13 protein-coding genes are annotated in these 20,161 nt (G+C 68.8%); 4 read left to right on the top strand and 9 right to left on the bottom strand.

The window, feature by feature from the left end; all coding sequences use genetic code 11:
* Positions 1-807 (top strand): ABC transporter permease, encoded by an 807-nt coding sequence (locus HUA76_RS11115; protein WP_174460811.1) that lies wholly within the window; start codon positions 1-3, stop codon positions 805-807.
* A 4-nt stretch (positions 808-811) separates the two neighbouring features.
* Here the strand turns inward: HUA76_RS11115 and HUA76_RS11110 are convergent, their stop codons facing one another.
* Both HUA76_RS11110 and HUA76_RS11105 read right to left on the bottom strand, forming a co-directional pair.
* A complete protein-coding gene (locus tag HUA76_RS11110) occupies positions 812-2,890 on the bottom strand; it encodes a prolyl oligopeptidase family protein (RefSeq protein ID WP_174460810.1) in 2,079 nt (692 codons plus the stop codon).
* A gap of 149 nt (positions 2,891-3,039) precedes the next feature.
* Positions 3,040-4,035 carry a zinc-binding dehydrogenase gene (locus HUA76_RS11105; RefSeq protein ID WP_174460809.1) on the bottom strand — a complete coding sequence of 332 codons (996 nt, stop codon included), beginning with the start codon at positions 4,033-4,035 and terminating at the stop codon, positions 3,040-3,042.
* A 99-nt stretch (positions 4,036-4,134) separates the two neighbouring features.
* Here HUA76_RS11105 and HUA76_RS11100 point away from each other — a divergent pair, with 99 nt between their 5' ends.
* The 3 genes from HUA76_RS11100 (at position 4,135) to HUA76_RS11090 (ending at position 12,976) form a co-directional block, all read left to right on the top strand.
* Positions 4,135-4,458, top strand: coding sequence for a helix-turn-helix domain-containing protein (locus tag HUA76_RS11100; protein WP_141641356.1), 324 nt, complete (start codon positions 4,135-4,137; stop codon positions 4,456-4,458).
* A gap of 49 nt (positions 4,459-4,507) precedes the next feature.
* Positions 4,508-8,704, top strand: coding sequence for an MG2 domain-containing protein (locus HUA76_RS11095; RefSeq protein WP_174460808.1), 4,197 nt, complete (start codon positions 4,508-4,510; stop codon positions 8,702-8,704).
* Between the two features lie 213 nt (positions 8,705-8,917).
* Positions 8,918-12,976: an MG2 domain-containing protein gene (locus HUA76_RS11090; RefSeq protein WP_174460807.1), complete on the top strand. Its 4,059-nt coding sequence runs from the start codon at positions 8,918-8,920 to the stop codon at positions 12,974-12,976.
* Positions 12,977-13,004: 28 nt separating this feature from the next.
* Here the strand turns inward: HUA76_RS11090 and HUA76_RS11085 are convergent, their stop codons facing one another.
* The 7 genes from HUA76_RS11085 to HUA76_RS11055 form a co-directional block, all read right to left on the bottom strand.
* Positions 13,005-13,733 carry a 2OG-Fe dioxygenase family protein gene (locus HUA76_RS11085; protein WP_174454040.1) on the bottom strand — a complete coding sequence of 243 codons (729 nt, stop codon included), beginning with the start codon at positions 13,731-13,733 and terminating at the stop codon, positions 13,005-13,007.
* A 139-nt stretch (positions 13,734-13,872) separates the two neighbouring features.
* Positions 13,873-14,592: a double-CXXCG motif protein gene (locus HUA76_RS11080; protein WP_174454039.1), complete on the bottom strand. Its 720-nt coding sequence runs from the start codon at positions 14,590-14,592 to the stop codon at positions 13,873-13,875.
* Between the two features lie 4 nt (positions 14,593-14,596).
* Positions 14,597-15,265, bottom strand: coding sequence for a TIGR02269 family lipoprotein (locus tag HUA76_RS11075; protein WP_174460806.1), 669 nt, complete (start codon positions 15,263-15,265; stop codon positions 14,597-14,599).
* A gap of 46 nt (positions 15,266-15,311) precedes the next feature.
* Positions 15,312-16,136 carry a c-type cytochrome gene (locus HUA76_RS45255; protein WP_254614133.1) on the bottom strand — a complete coding sequence of 275 codons (825 nt, stop codon included), beginning with the start codon at positions 16,134-16,136 and terminating at the stop codon, positions 15,312-15,314.
* Positions 16,137-16,151: 15 nt separating this feature from the next.
* Positions 16,152-17,270 (bottom strand): metallophosphoesterase, encoded by a 1,119-nt coding sequence (locus HUA76_RS11065; protein WP_174460805.1) that lies wholly within the window; start codon positions 17,268-17,270, stop codon positions 16,152-16,154.
* Between the two features lie 13 nt (positions 17,271-17,283).
* The gene (locus tag HUA76_RS11060; RefSeq protein ID WP_174454037.1) at positions 17,284-18,597 is read right to left on the bottom strand and encodes a cytochrome-c peroxidase; all 1,314 of its coding nucleotides are present in this window, start codon (positions 18,595-18,597) and stop codon (positions 17,284-17,286) included.
* A gap of 194 nt (positions 18,598-18,791) precedes the next feature.
* A complete protein-coding gene (locus HUA76_RS11055) occupies positions 18,792-20,159 on the bottom strand; it encodes a phosphatidylglycerol lysyltransferase domain-containing protein (protein ID WP_371823461.1) in 1,368 nt (455 codons plus the stop codon).
* Between the last annotated feature and the right edge of the window lie 2 nt (positions 20,160-20,161).

Below are 20,161 nucleotides of genomic sequence, written 5' to 3'. Positions count from 1 at the left end.
ATGCGCCTGTCCCGCGCCGCCGCCATCGTCCTACGCCAGTTCTACCTGCTGCGCGGAAGCCCCTCGCGCGTCTTCCCCCTCTTCGTCTGGGTGGCCATCGACATCGTCCTGTGGGGCTTCATCACCCGCTACCTGGGCACCATCACCCGCGAGCCGGGCATGGACCTCCTGCCGGCGCTGCTCGGCGCGGTGCTCCTCTGGGACTTCCTCACCCGGGTGATGCAGGGCGTGACGATGGCGTTCTTCGAGGACGTCTGGTCGCGCAACTTCCTCAACGTCTTCGCCACCCCCATGACCATCGCCGAGTACGTCACCGGGCTGGTGCTCTCCAGCATCGCGACCAGCTCGGTGGGACTCGTCGTCATGATTGTCGTCGCGGGCGCCGTGTTCGGCCTGTCGATGCTCATCTATGGCGCCATGCTGGTGCCTTTCCTGCTCGTGCTGTTCCTGTTCGGAATCGCGCTCGGCATCGTCGGCACGGCGGTGGTGCTGCGACTGGGCCCTTCCGCGGAGTGGTTCATCTGGCCCATCCCCGCGCTCTTGTCGCCGTTCGTCGGCGTCTTCTACCCGCTGTCCACCCTGCCCTCGTGGATGCAGGCCATCTCCCGGCTCCTGCCCCCGTCGTACGTGTTCGAGGGCATGCGCACCATCGTCGCGGGGGGCTCGGTGTCGTGGACGACGGTGCTGATGGGGGGCGGCCTCGCCGTGCTCTACATCCTGCTGGCCGCCCTGTTCTTCACCCGCGTGTTCCGCCACGCCGTGCGCACGGGCCTCATCGCCCGCTACAGCGCGGAGAGCGTGAGCTGAGCGCTCAGTCCATCAACTGCTGCGACAGATAGACGTGGTGCAGCGCCCACCGACGCGCGTTGAGCATCGGGTCGGAGTCGTTGGAGTGCCCGCCGTCGGTGTTCTCGAAGTACAGATACGGCAGCCCCATGGCCTCCAGCTTCGCGGCGAACTTGCGCGCATGGCCCGGGTGCACGCGGTCGTCCTTCGTGTTGGTGGTGATGTACGGCTTGGGGTAGCGCACACCCGGCTTGAGGTTCTGGTAGGCGGAGTACTTCGAGATGAACGCCGCGTCCTCGGGGACGAACGGGTCGCCGTACTCGCCCACCCACGACGCGCCCGCCGGCAGCTTCGGGTAGCGCATCATGTCGATGAGCGGGCTCTCGATGACGGCCGCGTTGAGCAGCTCCGGATGCTGCGTCATCACCACGCTGGTGAGGACCCCTCCGTTGGAGCGCCCGTAGATGCCGATGTGACTCGGTGAGGTGAGCTTGCGGCGGACCAGGTCCTCCAGCACGGCGGCGAAGTCGTCGAACGCCCGCTGACGATTCTCGCGCAGCGCGGCCTGATGCCAGCGCGGGCCGAACTCGCCACCGCCCCGGATGTTGGCGACGACGTACGCCCCGCCGCGCTCCAGCCACAACTTGCCCATCTCCGGCAGGTACATGGGCGGCTTGGAGACCTGGAAGCCGCCGTAGCCGTACACCACCGTCGGCGTGACGCCGCCCGCCTTGGGCTTCAGGGGCCGCACCAGGAAGTACGGCACCCTCGTCCCGTCCTTCGACTTCACCCAGAACTGCTCCACCCGGTGCTTCGTCGCATCGAAGCGCGCCGGCAGCGACTTCACCTGCTTCACCGAGCCCGACGCCGCGTCTCCGAGCCACAGCGACGTCGGCTCCAGGAAGCCCTCCGCGCCAGCGAACAGCTTCTCGTGCGAGGACGACGTGGCGACGATTTCCACCGCCGCGTTCTTCGGCATCGCCAGTCGCTTGCGCGTCCAGCGGCCCTTGTTCGACGAGTAGACATCCAGCGCGCCCTTCACGTCCTCGTACAGGTTGACGAGCAGCCGGGTGCGCGTGGCCGACACGCGCTCGATGGCCTGACGCGGCCCGGGCTGGAAGATGAGCGTGGGCTTCGCCTTCGCGGCGTCCTGCTTCAGCGCGTCCAGCGACCAGGCCAGCAACGCCCCCTGCTTGAAGCGGCCCCAGTCCTCTTCAATCGTGAAGACGACCTGTCCCTGGACGAACGCCTGGAAGGACACCTTGCGCGGAAAGGGCAACCGCACCGGCGCCGCGTCTCCGAGCAGGAACAGCTCCGACTCGTAGAACGTCACCGCGCGATTGATGAGCACCCCTTGGAGCTGCCCGTCCGCGTCATGCAACACAATGGGGGAGGCGGACACATCCTTGCGCTCGCCCCGGAAGACCTCGGTCGCCTGCTCCACCGGAGTGCCGCGCTTCCAGCGCTTGAGCACGTAGGGGTAACCGGACTCGGTGAGGGTGTCACCGCCCCAGTCCTGACCCACGAGCAGCGTGTCCATGTCCAGCCACGACACGGACGGCTTGCCCTCCTTCAGTCGGAAGCCGCCCTCGACGAACTGCTTCGTGCCCGCGTCGAACTCGCGCGACTCCACCGCGTCCTTGCCGCCGTTGGAGAGGAAGACGACGCATCGCAGGTCCGCGGGGGGCAGGCAGTCGTGGCCCTTCAAGACCCAGGGCGCGCCCTCCTTCTTCGCCAGCGCATCCACGTCCAGCACCGTCTCCCAGGGGATGGTGGCGCTCGCGTAGCCGTCCGTCGTGGTGTGCCGCCACTGGCCGCGCGGGTTCGTCGCGTCCTGCCAGAGGGTGTCCACGCCACCGGCGCGGAAGGACGGCGTGGGGATGCGGTCCGTGGCGGTGAAGATGCGCAGCGCTTCGGCCTGGAACGGCTCGAAGCGCGGGTCCTTCTCCAGCACCGCCTCCGTTCTGGCGTTCTGCGCGCGCACCCACTCCAGCGCCCGCTGCCCCTGCACCTCCTCCAGCCACAGGAAGGGGTCCTCCTCCGCCATCGCCGAGGAAGCGGTCAACAGCCCGGTCAGCAGCGGCACGACAAACAACCTGCCCATGTCCTCATCTCCTGATGGCGGCGCGGCGCGGCCTCCAACACGGCGCGCCAGCTCCCATTCCGATGGGCCAGCTTCGCCCAACCCCGGCGCCCTGGCCACCCGCACCCCGTGCTCCCACCGACGACACGCCGAGTCCTGCCCTCGCGGGCTCAGGGAATGAGCAGCACCTTGCCCGTCGTCTCACGGGCCCGCAGCGCGCGGTGCGCCTGGGCGATGTCCGCGAGCGGATATCGCTGACCGATGAGCACCTCGACCTGACCCGAGCCCACCAGCGTGAACAGCTCGTCGTAGCTCCGCGCGAGCAAGCCCGGCACACCGAACAGCGGCCAGCCCGAGAAGCCCGTGACGAACTGATTGCGGCTGTAGAGCCCCAGCACCTGCGCCGAGTCCAACTCGCCGAGCTGGTGCGTCGCTGCGCCGCCGTAGATGACGAGCGTGCCCTGGATGGCCAGCACCTCCAACCCGAGCCGCCGCACCTCCCCGCCCACCTGGTCGTAGATGACGTCCGGGCCTCGCCCCTCCGTCTCCATGCGGACCCGCGCCGGCCAGTCCGGCTCCGCGTAGCTCACCACCACGTCCGCGCCGAGCCTCCGCGCCACCGCGAGCTTCTCCGGCGTGCTCGCCGTGGCGATGACGCTCCGGGCCCCTTTGAGCCTGGCGAGTTGCACGAGCCAGGAGCCGACGCCCCCAGCCGCCGCGTGGACCAGCACCGCCCGCCCCGCCGGAGGCACGTGCGCCAACATCCACAGCGCGGTGAGCCCCTGGAGCATCATCGCCGCGCCCTGCTCGAAGCTGATGGCATCGGGCAGGGGCACCAGCAGCGACGTCTCCACGACGAGGGCCTCGGCGGCGGCGCCTCCCAACCTTCCCGCGACGAAGAGCGGAACGACCACCCGCGCGCCCACGCCCACCCCCGTCACGCCCGGCCCGAGGGCGTCCACGACTCCCGCCGCTTCCATGCAGGGGATGAAGGGAAACTCGAGCCGGACAGGAGCATCTCCCTGCCGAATGACGGTGTCCCCGAAATTGAGACCGATGGCCTTCACTCGCACCCGGACCTGTCCCTCGCCGGGCGTGGGAGTCGGGACTTCTTCGTACGTCAGCACCTCGGGCCCACCGTTGCGGGCCAGCCTCACGACCTTCATGCGTGCACCTCCGGAAGGCAGTGAGCCATGGCCTCGCCAATGGCCTCTACCCACTTCGTCGTGGGATACCCACCTGGAGGTCAGCATGGAGCGACGACGATGAAGAACCTTCCCGAGGTTCCGGCCGAGCGGGCGCTGCGAGTAATTGGCGGGCGCTGGAAGCTGCATGTGCTGTGGCATCTGCTGGAGCACCGGCGCCGCCTGTCCGAGCTGCAGCGCCTCATCCCCGGCATCACCCAGAAGGTCCTGATTCAGCAACTCCGTGAGCTGGAGGCACACGGCGTGGTGAGCCGCGAGGTCTTCGCCGAAGTTCCGCCCCGCGTGGAGTACGAAGCGACACCCCTGGGCCTCACCCTGCGGCCCCTGCTCGAGTCCCTGTGCTCCTGGGGACGTCAGCACGCCCAGGCACGGGGAGCGCGCTGATCACCCCACCGTCCAGAACTTCCCACGCGGTCAGCCGTTCAGAGCCAACATGACCCTCCCTGTCCCGCGCCTCCTCGGGGTGCTCCGCGCCCTGGGCCTCGCCGCGTCAGTCCTGCTGGTGCCTGGCCTGGTGCTCGCCGCCCGCCCCAATGCTCCGTCTCCCGAGGGTCGCGACCGCCCCCTCACCTTCGTCTCCACCGACAAGCCCTTCTACCGACCGGGAGAGTCCGTCCTGGTGCGCGGGCTCGTGCTCCAGGCCCTCACCCACAAGCCCATGACGGGCGGAGTGAACGCCGTCATCGAGGTTCGCGGCCCCCGGGGAGACCTCATCGCCCAGGGCCGGGTGTCCTCCCCTGAGACGGCCTGGGGCTACTCGTGGTCCATCCCCGCCGGACAGGCCGGTGGTGAGTACACCCTGCGAGTCAGCGACCCCTGGACGTCCGGAGCCCCGGTGGAGCGCAAGTTCGAGGTGCGTGCCTACCGCGCGCCCCGCCTGAAGACGCAGGTCCAATTCCTCCGCGACGGCTACGGCCCCGGGGACACCGTCACCGCGACGCTCGACGTGACACGCGCCGAGGGCGGCGTGCCCGAGACGGCGAAGGTGTCCGCCACCGCGCTCGTCGACGGCGCCAGCGTGGCCGAGCAGACCTGCGCGGTGGACCCGCAGGGCCGCTGCACCGTCCGCTTCAACCTGCCGAAGGCCATGGAGCGCGGTGAAGGGACGCTGGCCTTCACCATCCAGGATGGCGGCGTGGTGGAGACGGCGGCGAAGACGATTCCCATCCTCCTCCAGACGCTGGACCTGGCGATGTACCCGGAGGGCGGTGAGCTGGTGGCGGGGCTGACGTCGCGCGTGTACTTCGAGGCGCGGACTCCCGCGAGCAAGCCCGCGGACCTCACGGGCGTGGTGCTGGACACGAAGACAGGCAGGATTGTCGCCACCGTGCGCTCGGAGCATGAGGGCCGGGGCCGCTTCGAGCTCACCCCTCGCGCCGACACGAGCTACGCGCTGCGCATCGACTCACCGGCCGGCATCAAGAAGACCTTCCCGCTGCCCACCGTGAAGGCGACAGGCGCGGTCATCCGCGCGCGCGAGGATGTGATTGCGCCGGGCGGACTGGTGCGGCTCGTCGTGAGCAACACGGGCGTGGGCCGGACGTCGGTGACGCTGAGCCAGCGCGAGGTGCGCGTCGCCTCGGCGGTGCTCGACGCCGAGGACGAGAACCCCGTGACGCTGGACCCGGGCAAGGCGGATGGCGTGCTCATCGCCACGGTGTGGGACGCGGACGGACGGCCCCTGGCGGAGCGACTGGTGTTCCGCCAGCCCGCGAAGGAAATCACCGTGGAGCTGAAGGCGGACCGCACCCGCTACGAGCCGGGCGCGCCCGTGGAGCTGACGGCGCGCACCCTGCGCGGCGGCGAGCCCGTCTCCGCGCTGGTGATGCTCACCGTCACCGACGACGCGGTGCTGCAGCTCCAGGAGAAGCGCGAGCAGGCACCGTCGCTGCCGGTGATGGTGCTGCTGGAGCACGAGGTGAAGGAGCTCGCCGACGCGCAGCTCTACTTCGACAAGACGAACCCGAAGGCGCGCCTCGCGGTGGACCTGCTGCTGGGCACCCAGGGTTGGAGGCGCTTCGCGTTCATCCACCCGCGCACCTTCATGTCCAGCCACGGAGACGCGGCCCTGCGGACGCTCGCGATGCATGCGTCGCTGCGGTTGCCGGGACTGCGAGACAAGGCGGACCGGAATCAACGCCTGCCCAAGATATCCAGGCGGTTCATGCGGGCCGAAGTGGCCCCGGAAGACGTGGAGATGGCGGAGGGCGCGGGCGATGGCCTGGCGTTCAGGGATGAAGACAGGGCCTTGAAGGGCGCGGTGGTTGCTCCCGTGGCCGCCGTGGCTCCCCCACCTCCTGCCCCTCCCGCGGCTGAGCCCGTTCTGGCCAGGGCGCCAGAGATGCAGGCTCCGGCGGACCTCAAGGTGGCGATGGAGGTCCTCGAGGCCCCCATCCAGGATGAGCAGCCCCGGAAGAAGAGGGCGCACGCCGGCCGTGGGATGGCTGCTCCGGTGTGGCAGGAGCCGGGGGTGCCCTCGTCGTTCATCTACCTGCGTGAGTACGCGCACATGACGCGACCGGGCCGCAAGTCCGGGGACCGGGTGGACTTCGCGGAGACGCTCTACTGGAACGCGGGCGTGCGCACCGACGCGCGCACCGGCGAGGTCCGCGTGCGCTTCGCGACCAACGACTCCGTGACGACGTTCAAGGCCACGGCCGGCGCGGTGGGTGACGGGGGCGAGCTGGGCTCGGCCGTCGCGGAGCTGGAGTCCTCGCAGCCCTTCTACGTGGAGCCGAAGCTGCCGCTGGAGGTGACGTCGGGTGACATCGTCCGTCTGCCGGTGGCGCTGGTGAACGGGACGGACGCCGCGCTGACGGGTGTCTCGCTGAAGGCGGAGCTGAAGGGCGACGTGAAGCTCAGCGGCAACCGGACCATGGACCTGGCCGCGAACGGGCGCGGGCGACAGTTGCTCTCCCTGGAGATTGGCCAGCAGTCGCAGCCGGTGGACCTGAAGCTCATCGCGAGCACGGGCAACTACACGGACACCGTCACCCGCACGCTGTCCATCAAGCCCCGAGGCTTCCCGGGCAGCGTGTCCTTCGGCGGGCTGATGTCCTCGAAGAAGCCGGCCACGCACACCATCACCCTCCCCGACAGCGTGCTGCCCGGCAGCGTCCGCGCGACCATCGCCCTGTACCCGGGCCCCGTGTCCAACCTGACCGAGTCGCTCGCGCGCCTCATCCGTGAGCCGAGCGGCTGCTTCGAGCAGACCAGCTCCACCACGTACCCCATGACGATGGCGCAGCAGTACTTCCAGACGCACACGGGGGTGAACCCGGAGCTGGTCGCCTCCGCTCGCGAGAAGCTGACGTCGGGCTATCAGCGACTGGTGGGCTTCGAGACGAAGGAGCAGGGCTACGAGTGGTTCGGCGAGGCCCCGGGCCACGAGGCCCTCACCGCCTTCGGCCTGCTCCACTTCACGGACTTGCAGCAGGTGCACAACGTGGACGCGCAGATGCTGCTGCGCACCCGCGAATGGATGCTGAAGCAGCGCGACGGTCAGGGCGGCTTCAACCGCAAGCGTCGCGCGCTGCACGTCTGGGTGGAGGACCCCGACACCTCCAACGCCTACATCACCTGGGCACTGCTGGAGAGCGCGCCCCAGAAGGCCGCCACGGCGAAGGAGCTGACGCGCGAGGTGGCCGCGGTGAAGCAGGCCGCGACGAAGAGCACCAATAGCTACGTCGTCGCCCTGGCGGCCAACGTGCTGTCGCTCGCGGGTGACAGCGCATCAGCCCGGTCGCTGATGGGCAGGCTCGCGAAGCTCCAGCAGCAGAACGGCGTGGTGGGCGGCGGCACGCAGTCCATCGTCGGCAGCTCGGGGGACACGCTCGAAATCGAGACGACGGCGCTGTCCGTGCTCGCCTGGTTGCGCGAGCCGGAGTACCTGGCGAACGTGCAGCGCGCGATGAAGTACATGGCGGAGTCCAGCGACGGTGGCCGCTATGGCGCGACGCAGAGCACGGTGCTCGCGCTGCGCGCCATCATCGCCTACGACAAGGCCCACGCGGCCAACGTCTCCCCGGGACGGGTGCGCGTCTTCGTGGAGGGCCGTCCGGTGGGTGAGCCGGTCAGCTTCACGGGTGCTTCGCAGGAGGCGCTCAAGCTGCCGGACGTGAGCAAGCTGCTCGGCCCCGGTGGGCGTCAGTTGGAGCTGCGCATGGAGGATGGCTCGGAGCTGCCCTACACGGTGGAGGTCACCTTCAACGCGCAGGTGCCGGACAGCTCCAAGCAGACGCAGGTGTCGCTGGAGGTGGCCCTGGCGAAGCACGAGCTCATCGAGGGCGAGCCCACCGAGGCCCGCCTCATGGTCCTCAACCGCACCGGTCAGCACCTGCCGACGGCGGTCGCCATCTTCGGCGTGCCCGGTGGCCTGGAGGTGCGGCATGACCAGCTCAAGGAGCTGGTGAAGCGCAAGGTGGTGGATGCGTACGAGGTGCTGGGACGCGACGTCGTCCTGTACTGGCGGGGCATGGAGGCGAAGAAGCGCATCGACGTGCCGCTGTCCCTGGTGGCGTCGGTGCCCGGCACGTACACCGGTCCCGCGAGCCGCGCGTACCTGTACTACACCGACGAGCACAAGGTCTGGACCGAGGGCGTGAAGGTCACCATCGCCCCGAAATCCTGAGTCACTGAAGCCCGCGTGGAGCTTCCAGGGGGACGGCCTCGAAACACGGCCTCCTGGAAGCTTCTGCTGTTGCAGCAGAAACCCCGGAACAGAAACACCATGAGTGCGACTCCTGGTCGCCTCCGAGGTATCGTCGCGCGGAGTACGAGGAGCCACGGCCCCACGCGATGAGCCGGCGTGGAGCTTCCCACGGCGCCTGCGCACAGAGCCGACATGACCTTGTTCCGCTCGCTGAGTCTGGGAGTGCTCGCGGTACTCGTCGTCCTGGTGGGTCTCGCCACGACCTTCCCACGGGTGCCGGTGCTCCCCCGGAAGGAGTTCGTGGGGGGGCCCGGGGCCCGGCCAGAGGCGCTCACGGCCCAGGACCGGCCGTACACCTACGTGAGCCTCGACAAGCCGATGTACCGCCCGGGCGAGCAGGTCTTGATTCGCGGCCTCGTGCTCGAGGCCCTCAGCCGCAGGCCCCATGTCGCCTCCCGGCGCGGGCAAATCGAAATCACGGGGCCCCAGGGAACCATCGTCGGACGGGGCGAGGTGGAGACCTCGGACTCCGTCTGGGGCTACGCCTGGCCCATCCCTCGCGACCTGCCCGGCGGGGGATACACGCTCGTCGTCAACGACCCCTTTACGGGCACCGCCCAGGTGATGCGCAAGTTCGACGTGCGCGACTACCGTGCCCCCCGACTCAAGTCCCAGATTGCGTTCCTCCGCGACGGCTACGGCCCCGGCGACACCGTCACCGCCACCCTGGAAGTCCAACGCGCGGAGGGCGGCATCCCCGAGGGCGCCAAGGTCACCGCCACCGCGCTCGTCGACGGCAAGAGCGTCGCGGAGAAGCCCTGCGAGGTGGATGCCCAGGGCCACTGCACCGTGAGCTTCGAACTGCCCGAGGCCATCGAGCGCGGCGACGGCACGCTCTCCTTCACCCTCCAGGATGGTGGCGTGGTGGAGACGGCGGCCAAGACGATTCCCATCCTGCTCCAGACGCTCGACGTCGCCCTGTATCCAGAGGGCGGAGACCTGGTCGCGGGGCTGACCTCGCGTGTCTACTTCGAGGCGAGGACGCCCATGCGCAAGCCCGCGGACCTGACGGGCGCGGTGGTGGACCTCGCGACGGGAAGGGAGGTCTCCGTCGTCCGCTCCGAGCATGAGGGCCGCGGACGCTTCGAACTCACACCCACCGCGGGCGTTCGCTATGCGCTGCGCGTCGACTCACCCGCTGGAATCAAGAAGACCTTCCCGCTGCCCGAGGTGAAGGCCACGGGCGCGGTCCTCCGAGCGAAGGACGAGGTCATCGCCGCCGGCCAGAAGGTGCGGCTCGCGGTGGACTCGGCGGGCGTGGGCCGCACGAAGGTGACCCTGAACCAGCGCGACGTGCGCGTCGCGGAGGCGACGCTGAGCGAAGACGGCGACGTGACGCTGGAAGCTGGCGTTGCGGACGGCGTGCTCGTCGCCACGGTGTGGACCGAGGACGGGCGCCCGCTCGCGGAGCGACTGGTGTTCCGCCAGCCCGCGAACGCACTCTCCATCGAGCTGAAGGCGGACCGCGCGCACCATGCACCGGGCGACGAGGTGGAACTCACCGCGCGCACGCTGCGCGACGGCAAGCCCGTCTCCGCGCTGGTGATGCTCACCGTCACCGACGACGCCGTCCTCCAGCTCCAGGAGAAGCGCGAGCACGCGCCCCTGCTTCCGGTGATGGTCCTGCTGGAGCCCGAGGTGAAGGAGCTCGCCGACGCGCACCTCTACCTCGACACCTCGAACCCCAAGTCCCCGCTCGCCACGGACCTGCTGCTCGGCACCCAGGGGTGGCGCCGCTTCGCGCTCGTTGATCCGCTCACCTTCATGGCGGACCACGACGAGGCCGCAAGGCGCGTACTCGCGGCCCACACCTCGCGACGATGGCCTCCCTCTCCTCCGGAAGCGGAGCTGCGACGCGGCAGGGGCACGCCCCCCGGCGCCAAGAAATGGAACAGGGGGTACTTCGACCCGAACGCCCAGAGGGACCTGCTCGCCTCGGCGTACCTGTTGATGGAGGGGAATGAGCGGCCGTTCGACCCGGCGCGCGGTAACCCCCTGGAGCTTCGCGACATGCTGGCGAAACTCGAAGGCATGAAGGTCGTCGGCTTTTCACGGGTACGGGACACCCTCGTGTATCAACGCGAGTACGCCCACCTCGCATCACCCGACCGACAGAAAGGCGAGCGGAGGGACTTCGCGGAGACGCTCTACTGGAATGCGGGCGTGCGCACCGACGCAGCCACTGGAGAGGCGCGGGTGCGCTTCGCGATGAGCGACTCGGTGACGACGTTCAAGGCCTTCGCCGGGGCGGTGGACGTGGACGGCGCGCTCGGTGCATCCGTGGCCGAGCTGGAGTCCGTGCAGCCCTTCTACACGGAGCCGAAGCTGCCGCTCGAGGTCACCTCGGGTGACGTGGTGCGCCTGCCGGTGGCGCTGGTGAACGGGACAGACGCCACGCTGACGAACATCGCGGTGAAGGCGGAGGTGAGCGGTGACGTGAAGCTCACCGGGGACGTGCCTCGGGACCTCGCGGCGCGAGCGCGTGAGCGGCGGCTGCTCACGCTGGAGATTGGCCAGCAGTCCCAGCCCGTGGAGGTGAAGCTCACCACGAGCGCCGGCGGCCACACGGATATCGTCACCCGCACGCTGGCCATCCAGGCCCAGGGCTTCCCAGGACGCGAGTCCTTCGGCGGCGCGCTGTCGCGGACGCAGCCCGCGGTCCACACCCTCACCCTGCCAGACACGGTGGACCCCGCCAGCATCCGCGCGTCCGTCGTCGTGTACCCGGGCCCCCTGGCCAACATGACCGAGTCGTTCGCCCGTCTCATCCGCGAGCCGACCGGCTGCTTCGAGCAGACCAGCGCCACCACGTTCCCCATGACGATGGCGCTCCAATACTTTCAGCGGCACCCGGGAGCGCGGGCGGAGCTGGTGAAATCGGCGAAGGAGAAGCTGGAGAAGGGCTATCAGCGGCTGCTGGGCTACGAGACGCCGGAGCAAGGCTTCGAGTGGTTCGGCAAGAGCCCCGCCCACGGAGGGCTGACAGCCTTCGCCCTGCTGAGCTTCACGGAGATGCGTCAGGTCATCGAAGTGGACGGGGCCATGCTGGCGCGCACGCGGAACTGGCTGCTGAAACAACGCGACGGGCGAGGCGGCTTCACACCTCCAGGAGACCAGGCGGACACCTCCAACGCCTACATCACCTGGGCCTTGCTGGAGAGCGCACCCCGGCCCGCCGACATGGCGCGGAACCTGGAGCGCGAGGTCGCCTTCGTGAAGAAGAGCGCGGCGAAGAGCTCCAACAGCTATGTGACGGCGCTGGCCGCCAATGTGCTGTCGCTCACCGGCGACCACGCGGGCGCGAAGGTGTTGATGGCCCAGCTCGCCAGACGTCAGGGGAAGACGGGCGAGGTCGAAGGGGGTTCGCAATCCGTCGTCGGCAGCACGGGGCAATCGCTGCTCATCGAGACGACGGCGCTGGCGATGCTGGCGTGGCTGCGAGAGCCCGCCTACCTCACGAATGCGCGGCAGGCGTTGAAGTTCCTCGCGCGCTCGAACGACGGCGGGCGCTTCGGGTCGACACAGGGCACGGTGCTCGCGCTGCGCGCCATCCTCGCCTACGACGTCCACGCCATGAAGCCGGCACCGGGCAAGGTGGGACTCTTCGTTGAGGACGTCCTGGTGGGCGAGCCCGTGAGCTTCGAGGCCTCCGCGCAGGAGACCCTCAAGCTGCCCGACATGAGCGGCCTGCTCGGCCCTGGAGGACGCCGGGTGGAGCTGCGCATGGAGGGGAGTTCGGAGCTGCCCTACTCGGTGGAGGTGACCTACAGCGCGCGGATGCCGCGCGACTCGGAGAAGAGCCTGGTCGCGTTGGAGGTGTCCCTGTCGAAGCAGCAGCTCACCGAGGGCGAGCCCATCGAGGCACGGCTCATGGTCCTCAACCGCACGAACCAGGCGCTGCCATCGACGATGGCCATCTTCGGCGTACCGGGCGGGCTGGAGGTGCGGCATGACCAGCTCAAGGAGCTGGTGACGCGGGGACTGGTGGACGCCTACGAGGTGCGCGGTCGCGACGTCGTCTTCTACTGGCGCGGCTTCAAGCCCCGCATGCGCCTGGAAGTACCCCTGTCGCTGGTGGCCACCGTGCCCGGCACGTACACCGGCCCGCCGAGCCGCGCGTACCTGTACTACGCGGACGAGCACAAGGTCTGGGCCGAGGGCCTGAAGGTCTCCATCACTCCGAAGACCTGAGACCTCCGCGCGGCGGCCAGGGGAACCGTCAGGGCCCCTGGAAACCCTTCGCGCGGAAGGTGAGCACCAGCGTGTCACGGTGCCCCTGACCGTCCACGGGTTGAATCGGAGTGCTCTCGTGGATGACGCGCTCGTCGTCGAGCAGCAGCGCCGACCATGGCTCCGTCAGGGTGAAGCGGATGCCATTGGGGCCGGCGGCCTCGAACACGCGCGTCTCGCCGCCCTTGATGCCCTGGCGACCGACGAGCAGGACGACGACGAAGTCCACGCCGTCGCGATGCGCGCCCTCGGGCGTCGGGCGGCCGATGCCATCCGTCGTGTCGATGCGGAACTGGTGCGACTCCACGTACCAGGGTTGAGCGCCCTTCAGCGCGGAGCCGAGGGCCGCGAGCCGACTCAGCAGCTGGGGCCACTCGGGCCGTGAGACGACGGCGGGAGGCATCGGCTCGAACCAGCGCTCCAGGCCGCCGTGCAGCGCGTTGTACTCGACGGGCTGCCAGTGCGCGCGGTGGGGCACGGGGGTGACGGTGTCGCCGTCGACGATGAAACACGAGTGTCGACGCGAGCGATACCGGCCACCGTCGCGCAGGTAGCCGTCCGCCGGGAGGTCACCCCAGGTGGGCCGCCAGAGGTCCATCGTGGCGGCGGGGATGGCCACCAGCTCGGACAGGCCCGCGCGGTCCAGGACGGCGTAGCCCCTGTCTCGCAGGGTGGTGAGTGCATCAGAAGGAACGGAGATGGGCGGAGAGAAGCTCATGGGCGCGAGGACGACGTTGCTGGCGAGTCATCGTCCTTCCGGCCACCGTCGTCAACACTCGCGTCTCATGTGGGCTCGTCGGTCCTCCAAGCGAAATGCTCGGCGTGCTGGCGGGCGAGCGCGTCAGAAGCGCGTGAGGTCAGCGCACGGGCAGTTCGCGGAAGCTCAGTCCGTCCAGTTCGAGCTGTTCCACGGCGTCCTTGAAGCGCTGGGTGACGACGAGGACCATCGCGAAGTTCCTCAGTCGCATGAGGTCCAAATCCAGCGGGAGTGACGCCGCGTCGAGGACGGGCTCCTTGGGGAGACTGAAGCCATGTCGACCACACTTCGGACACGGAGGCTGCGTCGAGCGCGGGATGCAGTCAGGGTGCAGCAGACCGCGCGGTTCGACCGCCAGTTCCAGCAGCTCCTCGACATCCTTTGGCCGAAAGCGCAGCTCGGTGCTGACACCCTTCAGTCCCCTCAGTCCGGCGGCATGTAGACGCGCCAGCGCGTCCGGGCGGACGAGCACGACGTCCCCATACTGCTGCAGGAAGGCAGCGAAGGGTCCCCGCGCCGTTCCCACCAGGGGGCCGAACAAGGCGCCCGGCATCAATGGACTGTCTGGTGGCAACAAGGGCCGGAGCTGCTCGCGCAGCAGCTCGAACTCCTCGAAGTCCTTCTCCAGGTAAGCCTTCGCGAGATTCTTCGCCGCGGGATGGTTCGTCAGGTCCAGGGCGGGATAGTTGAAGCCCGTGCTGGCCCACGTCGCATGACAGTGAGGGCAGGTGACTCCCGGCAGCCCCCACTTGTGCCGGGCTTTGTACGTGCCCTTCTGCCGCTCGCCGTCACCCCGCTCCAGATGGAAGAAGCGCGTCATGGGCTCAGTAGTCGAGGGAAGGGCCCACGAGCAGGTGGTACGGCAGAATGGGTCCCACCAGGTCGAAGCGGATGATCATCTCCCGAGCGTATCGGTACATGTCCTCTTGGGTCGCCCCCGTGTGGTTATCACGGAACTTCCGCCATTCTCCATTCCAAGGTCCACCGCTGAATCCCTTGTGGATGCGGTGATGGGTGTCGATGTCGATGAGCATCGTCTCCTTGTGGATGTTGATGCCCTGCCGCTCGAACCAGTCTTTGAACTCCTGGGGAAAGATGTGGTGCTTCTCGCGCGGCTTCGTCGCAAGCGCCTTCGCCATCTCCAGCAATCGCTTCTGACTGGGCAGCAGCTCCCGCCCATACCAGCGAATGACGAAGATGGGCTGCGCATGCCCGGGAAGTCCCTGGACGTTGCCCCAGTTGCGCTGCGGTGAACGCACCGCGCTCGGCGGCAGCACGAACGACGCACCCCGCGCCGGCACCACGCGGCCCCAGGACTCCACGTCCTCGCACCGATAGAGGCCACACGCCTCCTCCGCGCACAGGAACGTGACGCACGCGCCTTCCTCCAGGCGCGTGTACTCGTCCGGATACTCATGCTCACTCTCGGGCGTCGGCGTCGTCGCGCACGACAACAGCCAGACACCCAGCCAGCACCACAGCCACCGCTTCATGACGCCCCCCCGGGCAGACCTTCCACCCGAGGGGTCATATCAACAGCTACTTCTTCCCGTACTCCAGCTTCGTGCCCTTCCGCTGCGCGTAGATATACGCCTCCATCGCGCGCAACCTCGGGTCCCCATCCGCCAGCGGCTTGCCGCGCACCGGGTTCTCGATGCACCAGTTGATCATGTCCCGCAGCAGCGCCACGCGGCCCAGCTGCACCTGGTACTTCGGATAGGTCTCCGGATGCGTGTTCGACGCATCCGGGTGGCACATGTCACAGGACACCGCAATCGTCCCGCCCACCGCGTCCGCGTCGTGGAACACGCGGTGCCCCTCGTCCACGAACTGCTGCGTGGACGCCGCCCACACCGCCTCGTCCCGCTGCGTGAACGCGCCGTAGGAATGTCCGTCCTGGATGTTCACCCCCGCCTGCTTGCGGACCTCCTTGCCACCACTCTCCGCCGTCACCCCACCCTCGCGCACCGCCCCTCCCGTCGCGGGCTTCTGCGTCCCCATGGGCGGGTTCTTCTGCTGCGGCGCCTGCTTCTGTCCCTGCGCCACCACGGGCGGCGGCACCGGGTCCCAGTTCGCATCCGGGTTCTTCTTGCGCCACGCGTCCATCAGCTCGCCCGACACCCGCGCCGCCTGCGCGCGCGTCAGCTTCTGCCCCTCCTTGACGCCCTTCACCTCCAGGGACGTCTCCCCGTCACACATCCCCACCACCAGGTTGCCGTCCTTCGACACCGGCACCTGATGCCTCGGCAACTCCGTCGTCTGAAGGGCCTCGGGACGCGGCGCGGGACTCGTGGCCAATGCCACGCCCCCCGCGAAGGACAGCAGCGCTCCCGCTCCCACCCACAGCTTCATCCGGTAGGTCATCGTGTCCCCTCGCGCTCAGTAGCTCGGAAGCTTCGTCCGGGGCGGCGCATCCTGCTTCCCACCCGACGCGAGGTAGCTCCCGCGCACGGTGATGGGATTGCGCTCCCAGAGGTTGTACAGCTTGTCCACCAACCCCGACTCCAGCACGTCCACCCGCCCATCCCCGCAGCCGTCGAACTGGCTGAACGGGTCCGGCCGATTCATCTGCACCGTGAGCTGCGGCAACCCCTCCGGCGCATACGGCCACGGCCACGCCGTGGACAACATCCCGTGGAACTGGATGTTGTCGATGCGGTTCGTCAACAACTGGTGCGTGTGTCCATGAATCACGGTGACACGCTCGAAGGGCTTGAGCAGCGCCTGCACCTCGTCCGCGTCGTCGGTCCAGAAGTTCCAGGGCCGGTAGTACTTGTAGAGCGGCGAGTGGCTGAAGACGATGACCGGCGTCTTCTTGTCCACCTTCGCCAGGTCCTGCTTCATCCACGCGCGCTGCTCACCGCCCACCTCGAAGCGCGACTGGATGCCATTGTCCAACCCGGCGACAATCTTCATCCGCTCCATCGGCGTGAGCTTCCGCTCCGTCCAGAAGTCCTTCTCCAGAATCGAGTTGAGCACCACGAAGTGCACGCCCTTGTGGTCGAACGAGTAGTTCGGCGCGCCGAACAAGTCCCGCCACAGCTCCCCCATGTCGAGGAACCAGTCGTGCTCGCCCACCATCATCCGCACGGGCGCCTTCACGCTCTTGAGAATCTGCGCCCCCAGCTTCAGCTCTCCCGCCTGCCCCAGCTGCGCCAGGTCTCCACCGAACAACACGAAGTCCGGCTGCGGGTCCAACCCGTTGACGTCGTCCACCGCCTTCAGGATGGAGCGCACGAAGCGGTCATTCAGCTTCTGCTCGTACAGGTGCGTGTCGGAGATGTACGCGAAGGTGAAGCGCGGCTTCGTCCCCTGCGCCTCCGCCACGTTGACCAGCTGGAAGCTCTGCGGCGTCCTCAGCCCCATCCCCGCGACGATGCCCGCGGACATGCCCGCCACCCGCAGGAAGGCCCGCCGGTCCAACCGCTTCAGGCCCTCGAAGAAGGCTTCGCGTTCCTCATAGTGCTTCGTCTCGATGCTTCGGAACTTGTTCCCCATGGACGGCGCCTCCTCAGGGCTGCTTCGTCGAAGCGGGTTTGGGCAGCGTCTCGGTGCCGTACACACCGATGTCCGCCGGGTTCTTCACCGACAGGTCCGGATTGGGCGCCAGGTCTCCCAGGTTGCCCTTCTTCCCCAGCGCCACCGCCGTGTCCCGCTCCGGCCGCTGGCCCTTGCGCGCGCGCTGCCGCGCCAGCTCCTGACCATTGAACTTCGTGAAGCGCTCGTCGGTCAGCGTGAAGACGAAGGCCACCAGGTCATCGATTTCGGGCTCCGTCAGCCCCAGTCGCTGCATGCCTCCGTCCAGGTAGGGATTGGCCACTCCCCCCTTGTTGTAGTGGTCCATCACGTCCCACAGCGTCGTCAACGAGCCGTCGTGCATGTACGGCCCGGTGATTCCGACGTTGCGCAGCGTGGGCGTCTTGAACGCGCCCACGTCGTTCTCCTGCTTCGTCACCAGGAAGCGCCCCAGCTCGGAGAAGCGCGTCTGCAGCGCCAGTTCGTCAATCTGCCGCTCGTCGCCCAGCCGGACGACCTTCACACCCTCGCGCGCCAGCTGCGGGAAGTCCTGCTTGTGCGCGGCGACGCCGATGTTGTGGAACTTCTGGTCGCTGAACAGCGGCGACACCGCGTTGCCCGCGTGACAGGCGTTGCACCGCGCCTTGCCGTTGAAGAGGGCCCAGCCCCGTCGCTCCGACGCGTTGAGCGCGTTCGTCTCGCCGTGGATGAAGCGGTCGAAGCGCGCGTTGCCGGAGAACTGCGTGCGTTCGAAGGCGGCGATGGCCGACGCCAGGTCGTCGTAGGTGATGTCCCGCTTGAAGACAGCCTGGAAGGCGGTGACGTACTCGGGAATCCCCCGCAGCTTGGTCACCACCGCCTCCGGCGAGGGCATGGCCATCTCAATCGGATTCAGGATGGGCAGCTTCGCCTGGTCCTCCAGCGTGGACGAGCGCCCGTCCCAGAACTGAGAGGCATTGAAGAGGGCGTTGAGCACCGTGGGGCTGTTGCGCATGCCCTTCTGGCCCTTCACGCCTTCGGCCACCGGCTTGCCGTCCGTGAAGCCCTTGTTCGGGTCATGGCAGGTGGCGCAGGACGTGCTGTCATCCAGGGACAGTCGCTTGTCGTTGAAGAGCTTCTCCCCCAGCGCCACCCGCTCGGGCGTCGGTGCCGCGCTCGCGGGCACCGACAGCTTCCACAACACGGCCGACACTCCCGAAGGCAACGGCGAGGGTGGCGGAGCCGAGCTCTGTGTTTCGGGCGCGGCGTGGCTCTCATGGACCCACAGCAACACGGCGAGCGACAGGGCAACGCCGGACGGCGTTCGCATGGTCACCCCTCCCAACCGACGACGGACGACGCCGCGAGAAAGTCACGGCGCCCGAGGCCGGAACAGCTCTTTCCAGAAAACAGCATTGCCCTCGCCTTGCGGTCCAGGAGACGCGAGGAGGAGTGTCCACCTGTGTAAACCCAGGGGGTCCGCGGGACAGGTGAGATGTTGAGTCGTGGAGAAAGCGCGGTGCGTCAGCGCGCGGGCAGGCGGAAGTCGCGCGCGCGGACGAGCAGCCCGGAGGCGGTGGCGGGCGCCAGCACCGCGGCGGTGATGACGAGCCAGTCCACGGGCCCTCGCGCTCGCACCGCGTTGTAGGTGGCGGCCTGCACGAAGGTGAGGCACGCATCCGCGGCGGTGAGGCACACCAGCGCGGTGGCCAGGCCATCTCGCCACCGGCGCACCAGCGAGAAGAGTCCCGCCGCCAGCCCCACGTCGAACAACACCCAGCCCCACTGCACGCGCGCCGAGGGAAACCAGCGCGTGGTGGCGGGCAGCGCCAGGAGCGCCGTCCAGGGCAGCAGCAACACCGCCAGCCCATGCACCAGCAACCGGGGCCGCCGCAGCAACGTCGCCACGCCGAAGCGCACCAGGCTGCCGCGCGCGAAGGCGCGGAGCGCGTCATACACGGCGAAGAAACCACCGCCAGGCTCGGGGTACGCGAGGTGGAGCGGCACCCACGCATCCGGACGGAACTTCGCCTTGAAGGCGCGCAGGCCCTCGAAGTCGAACAGCGGCTTGCCGCACGCACGCGCCAGTCGCAGCCACGGCCGCACCGGGCCCGACAGCGGCGCCAGTCCCAGCGTCACGTAGCGACGGCCCTCGGCGGCGGCCGCGCGCATCGCCGCGTCCACCAGGGCCTCGGCGGTGCCGTTGGGCGACTCGGGGTCTCGCACCAGGTCCTGGAGGAACCAGCCGTCCCGCGCGTACACGGGAGACACGAGCAGGACGCCCACCAGTTCGCCCTTCACCTCCGCCGCGAAGGCACGGCGCTCCCGCGCGAAGGCATCCGGACGCAGCTGCACCAGGAAGCCCATGGGCGCCATGCGACGCGACGCCAGCCAGCGCTTCCTCAGGCGCTCCAACGCCTGACGCGTGGGGTGCTCGGCCTCCTCCAGCACCTGCGCGGGGAGTTCCCGCACCACGACGCCATGCGAGCGCGCGCGGCGCAGTTGCTCGCGCAGACTCCGACTGCCGCGCACCACCGACTCCCAACGCGATGGCTCCCACACGGGCTGCTCGCCAATGGAGAGCGACTCCATGGGCACCCACTCCGTGAAGCGCGGCTCCGTGGCGAAGAAACACACGCGCCGGCCCGCCTGTCGCGCCGCGGCCTGGAAGCCCTCCACCGCGCGAGGCAGGGACTCCGGCGCGGTGATGGGCGCACCCGCCGCCACCCACGCGCCGCCCGTGTCCACGTACGCGACGAAGGCGTCCCCCGCCGGGTCGAACCAGTAGCGGAAGCCCGGCATCAGCACCTGGAAGGACGTGGCGTTCCACCCGAACCGGCGCAGCAGCTCCAGTGCCCGCTCGCGCTCCTGTGTTCCCGCCTCGCCGTCCACGT

The organism is Myxococcus sp. CA056 (assembly GCF_013336715.1).
GTDB classification, from domain to species: domain Bacteria; phylum Myxococcota; class Myxococcia; order Myxococcales; family Myxococcaceae; genus Myxococcus; species Myxococcus llanfairpwllgwyngyllgogerychwyrndrobwllllantysiliogogogochensis.
This window is presented reverse-complemented; position numbering and strand designations above follow the sequence as displayed.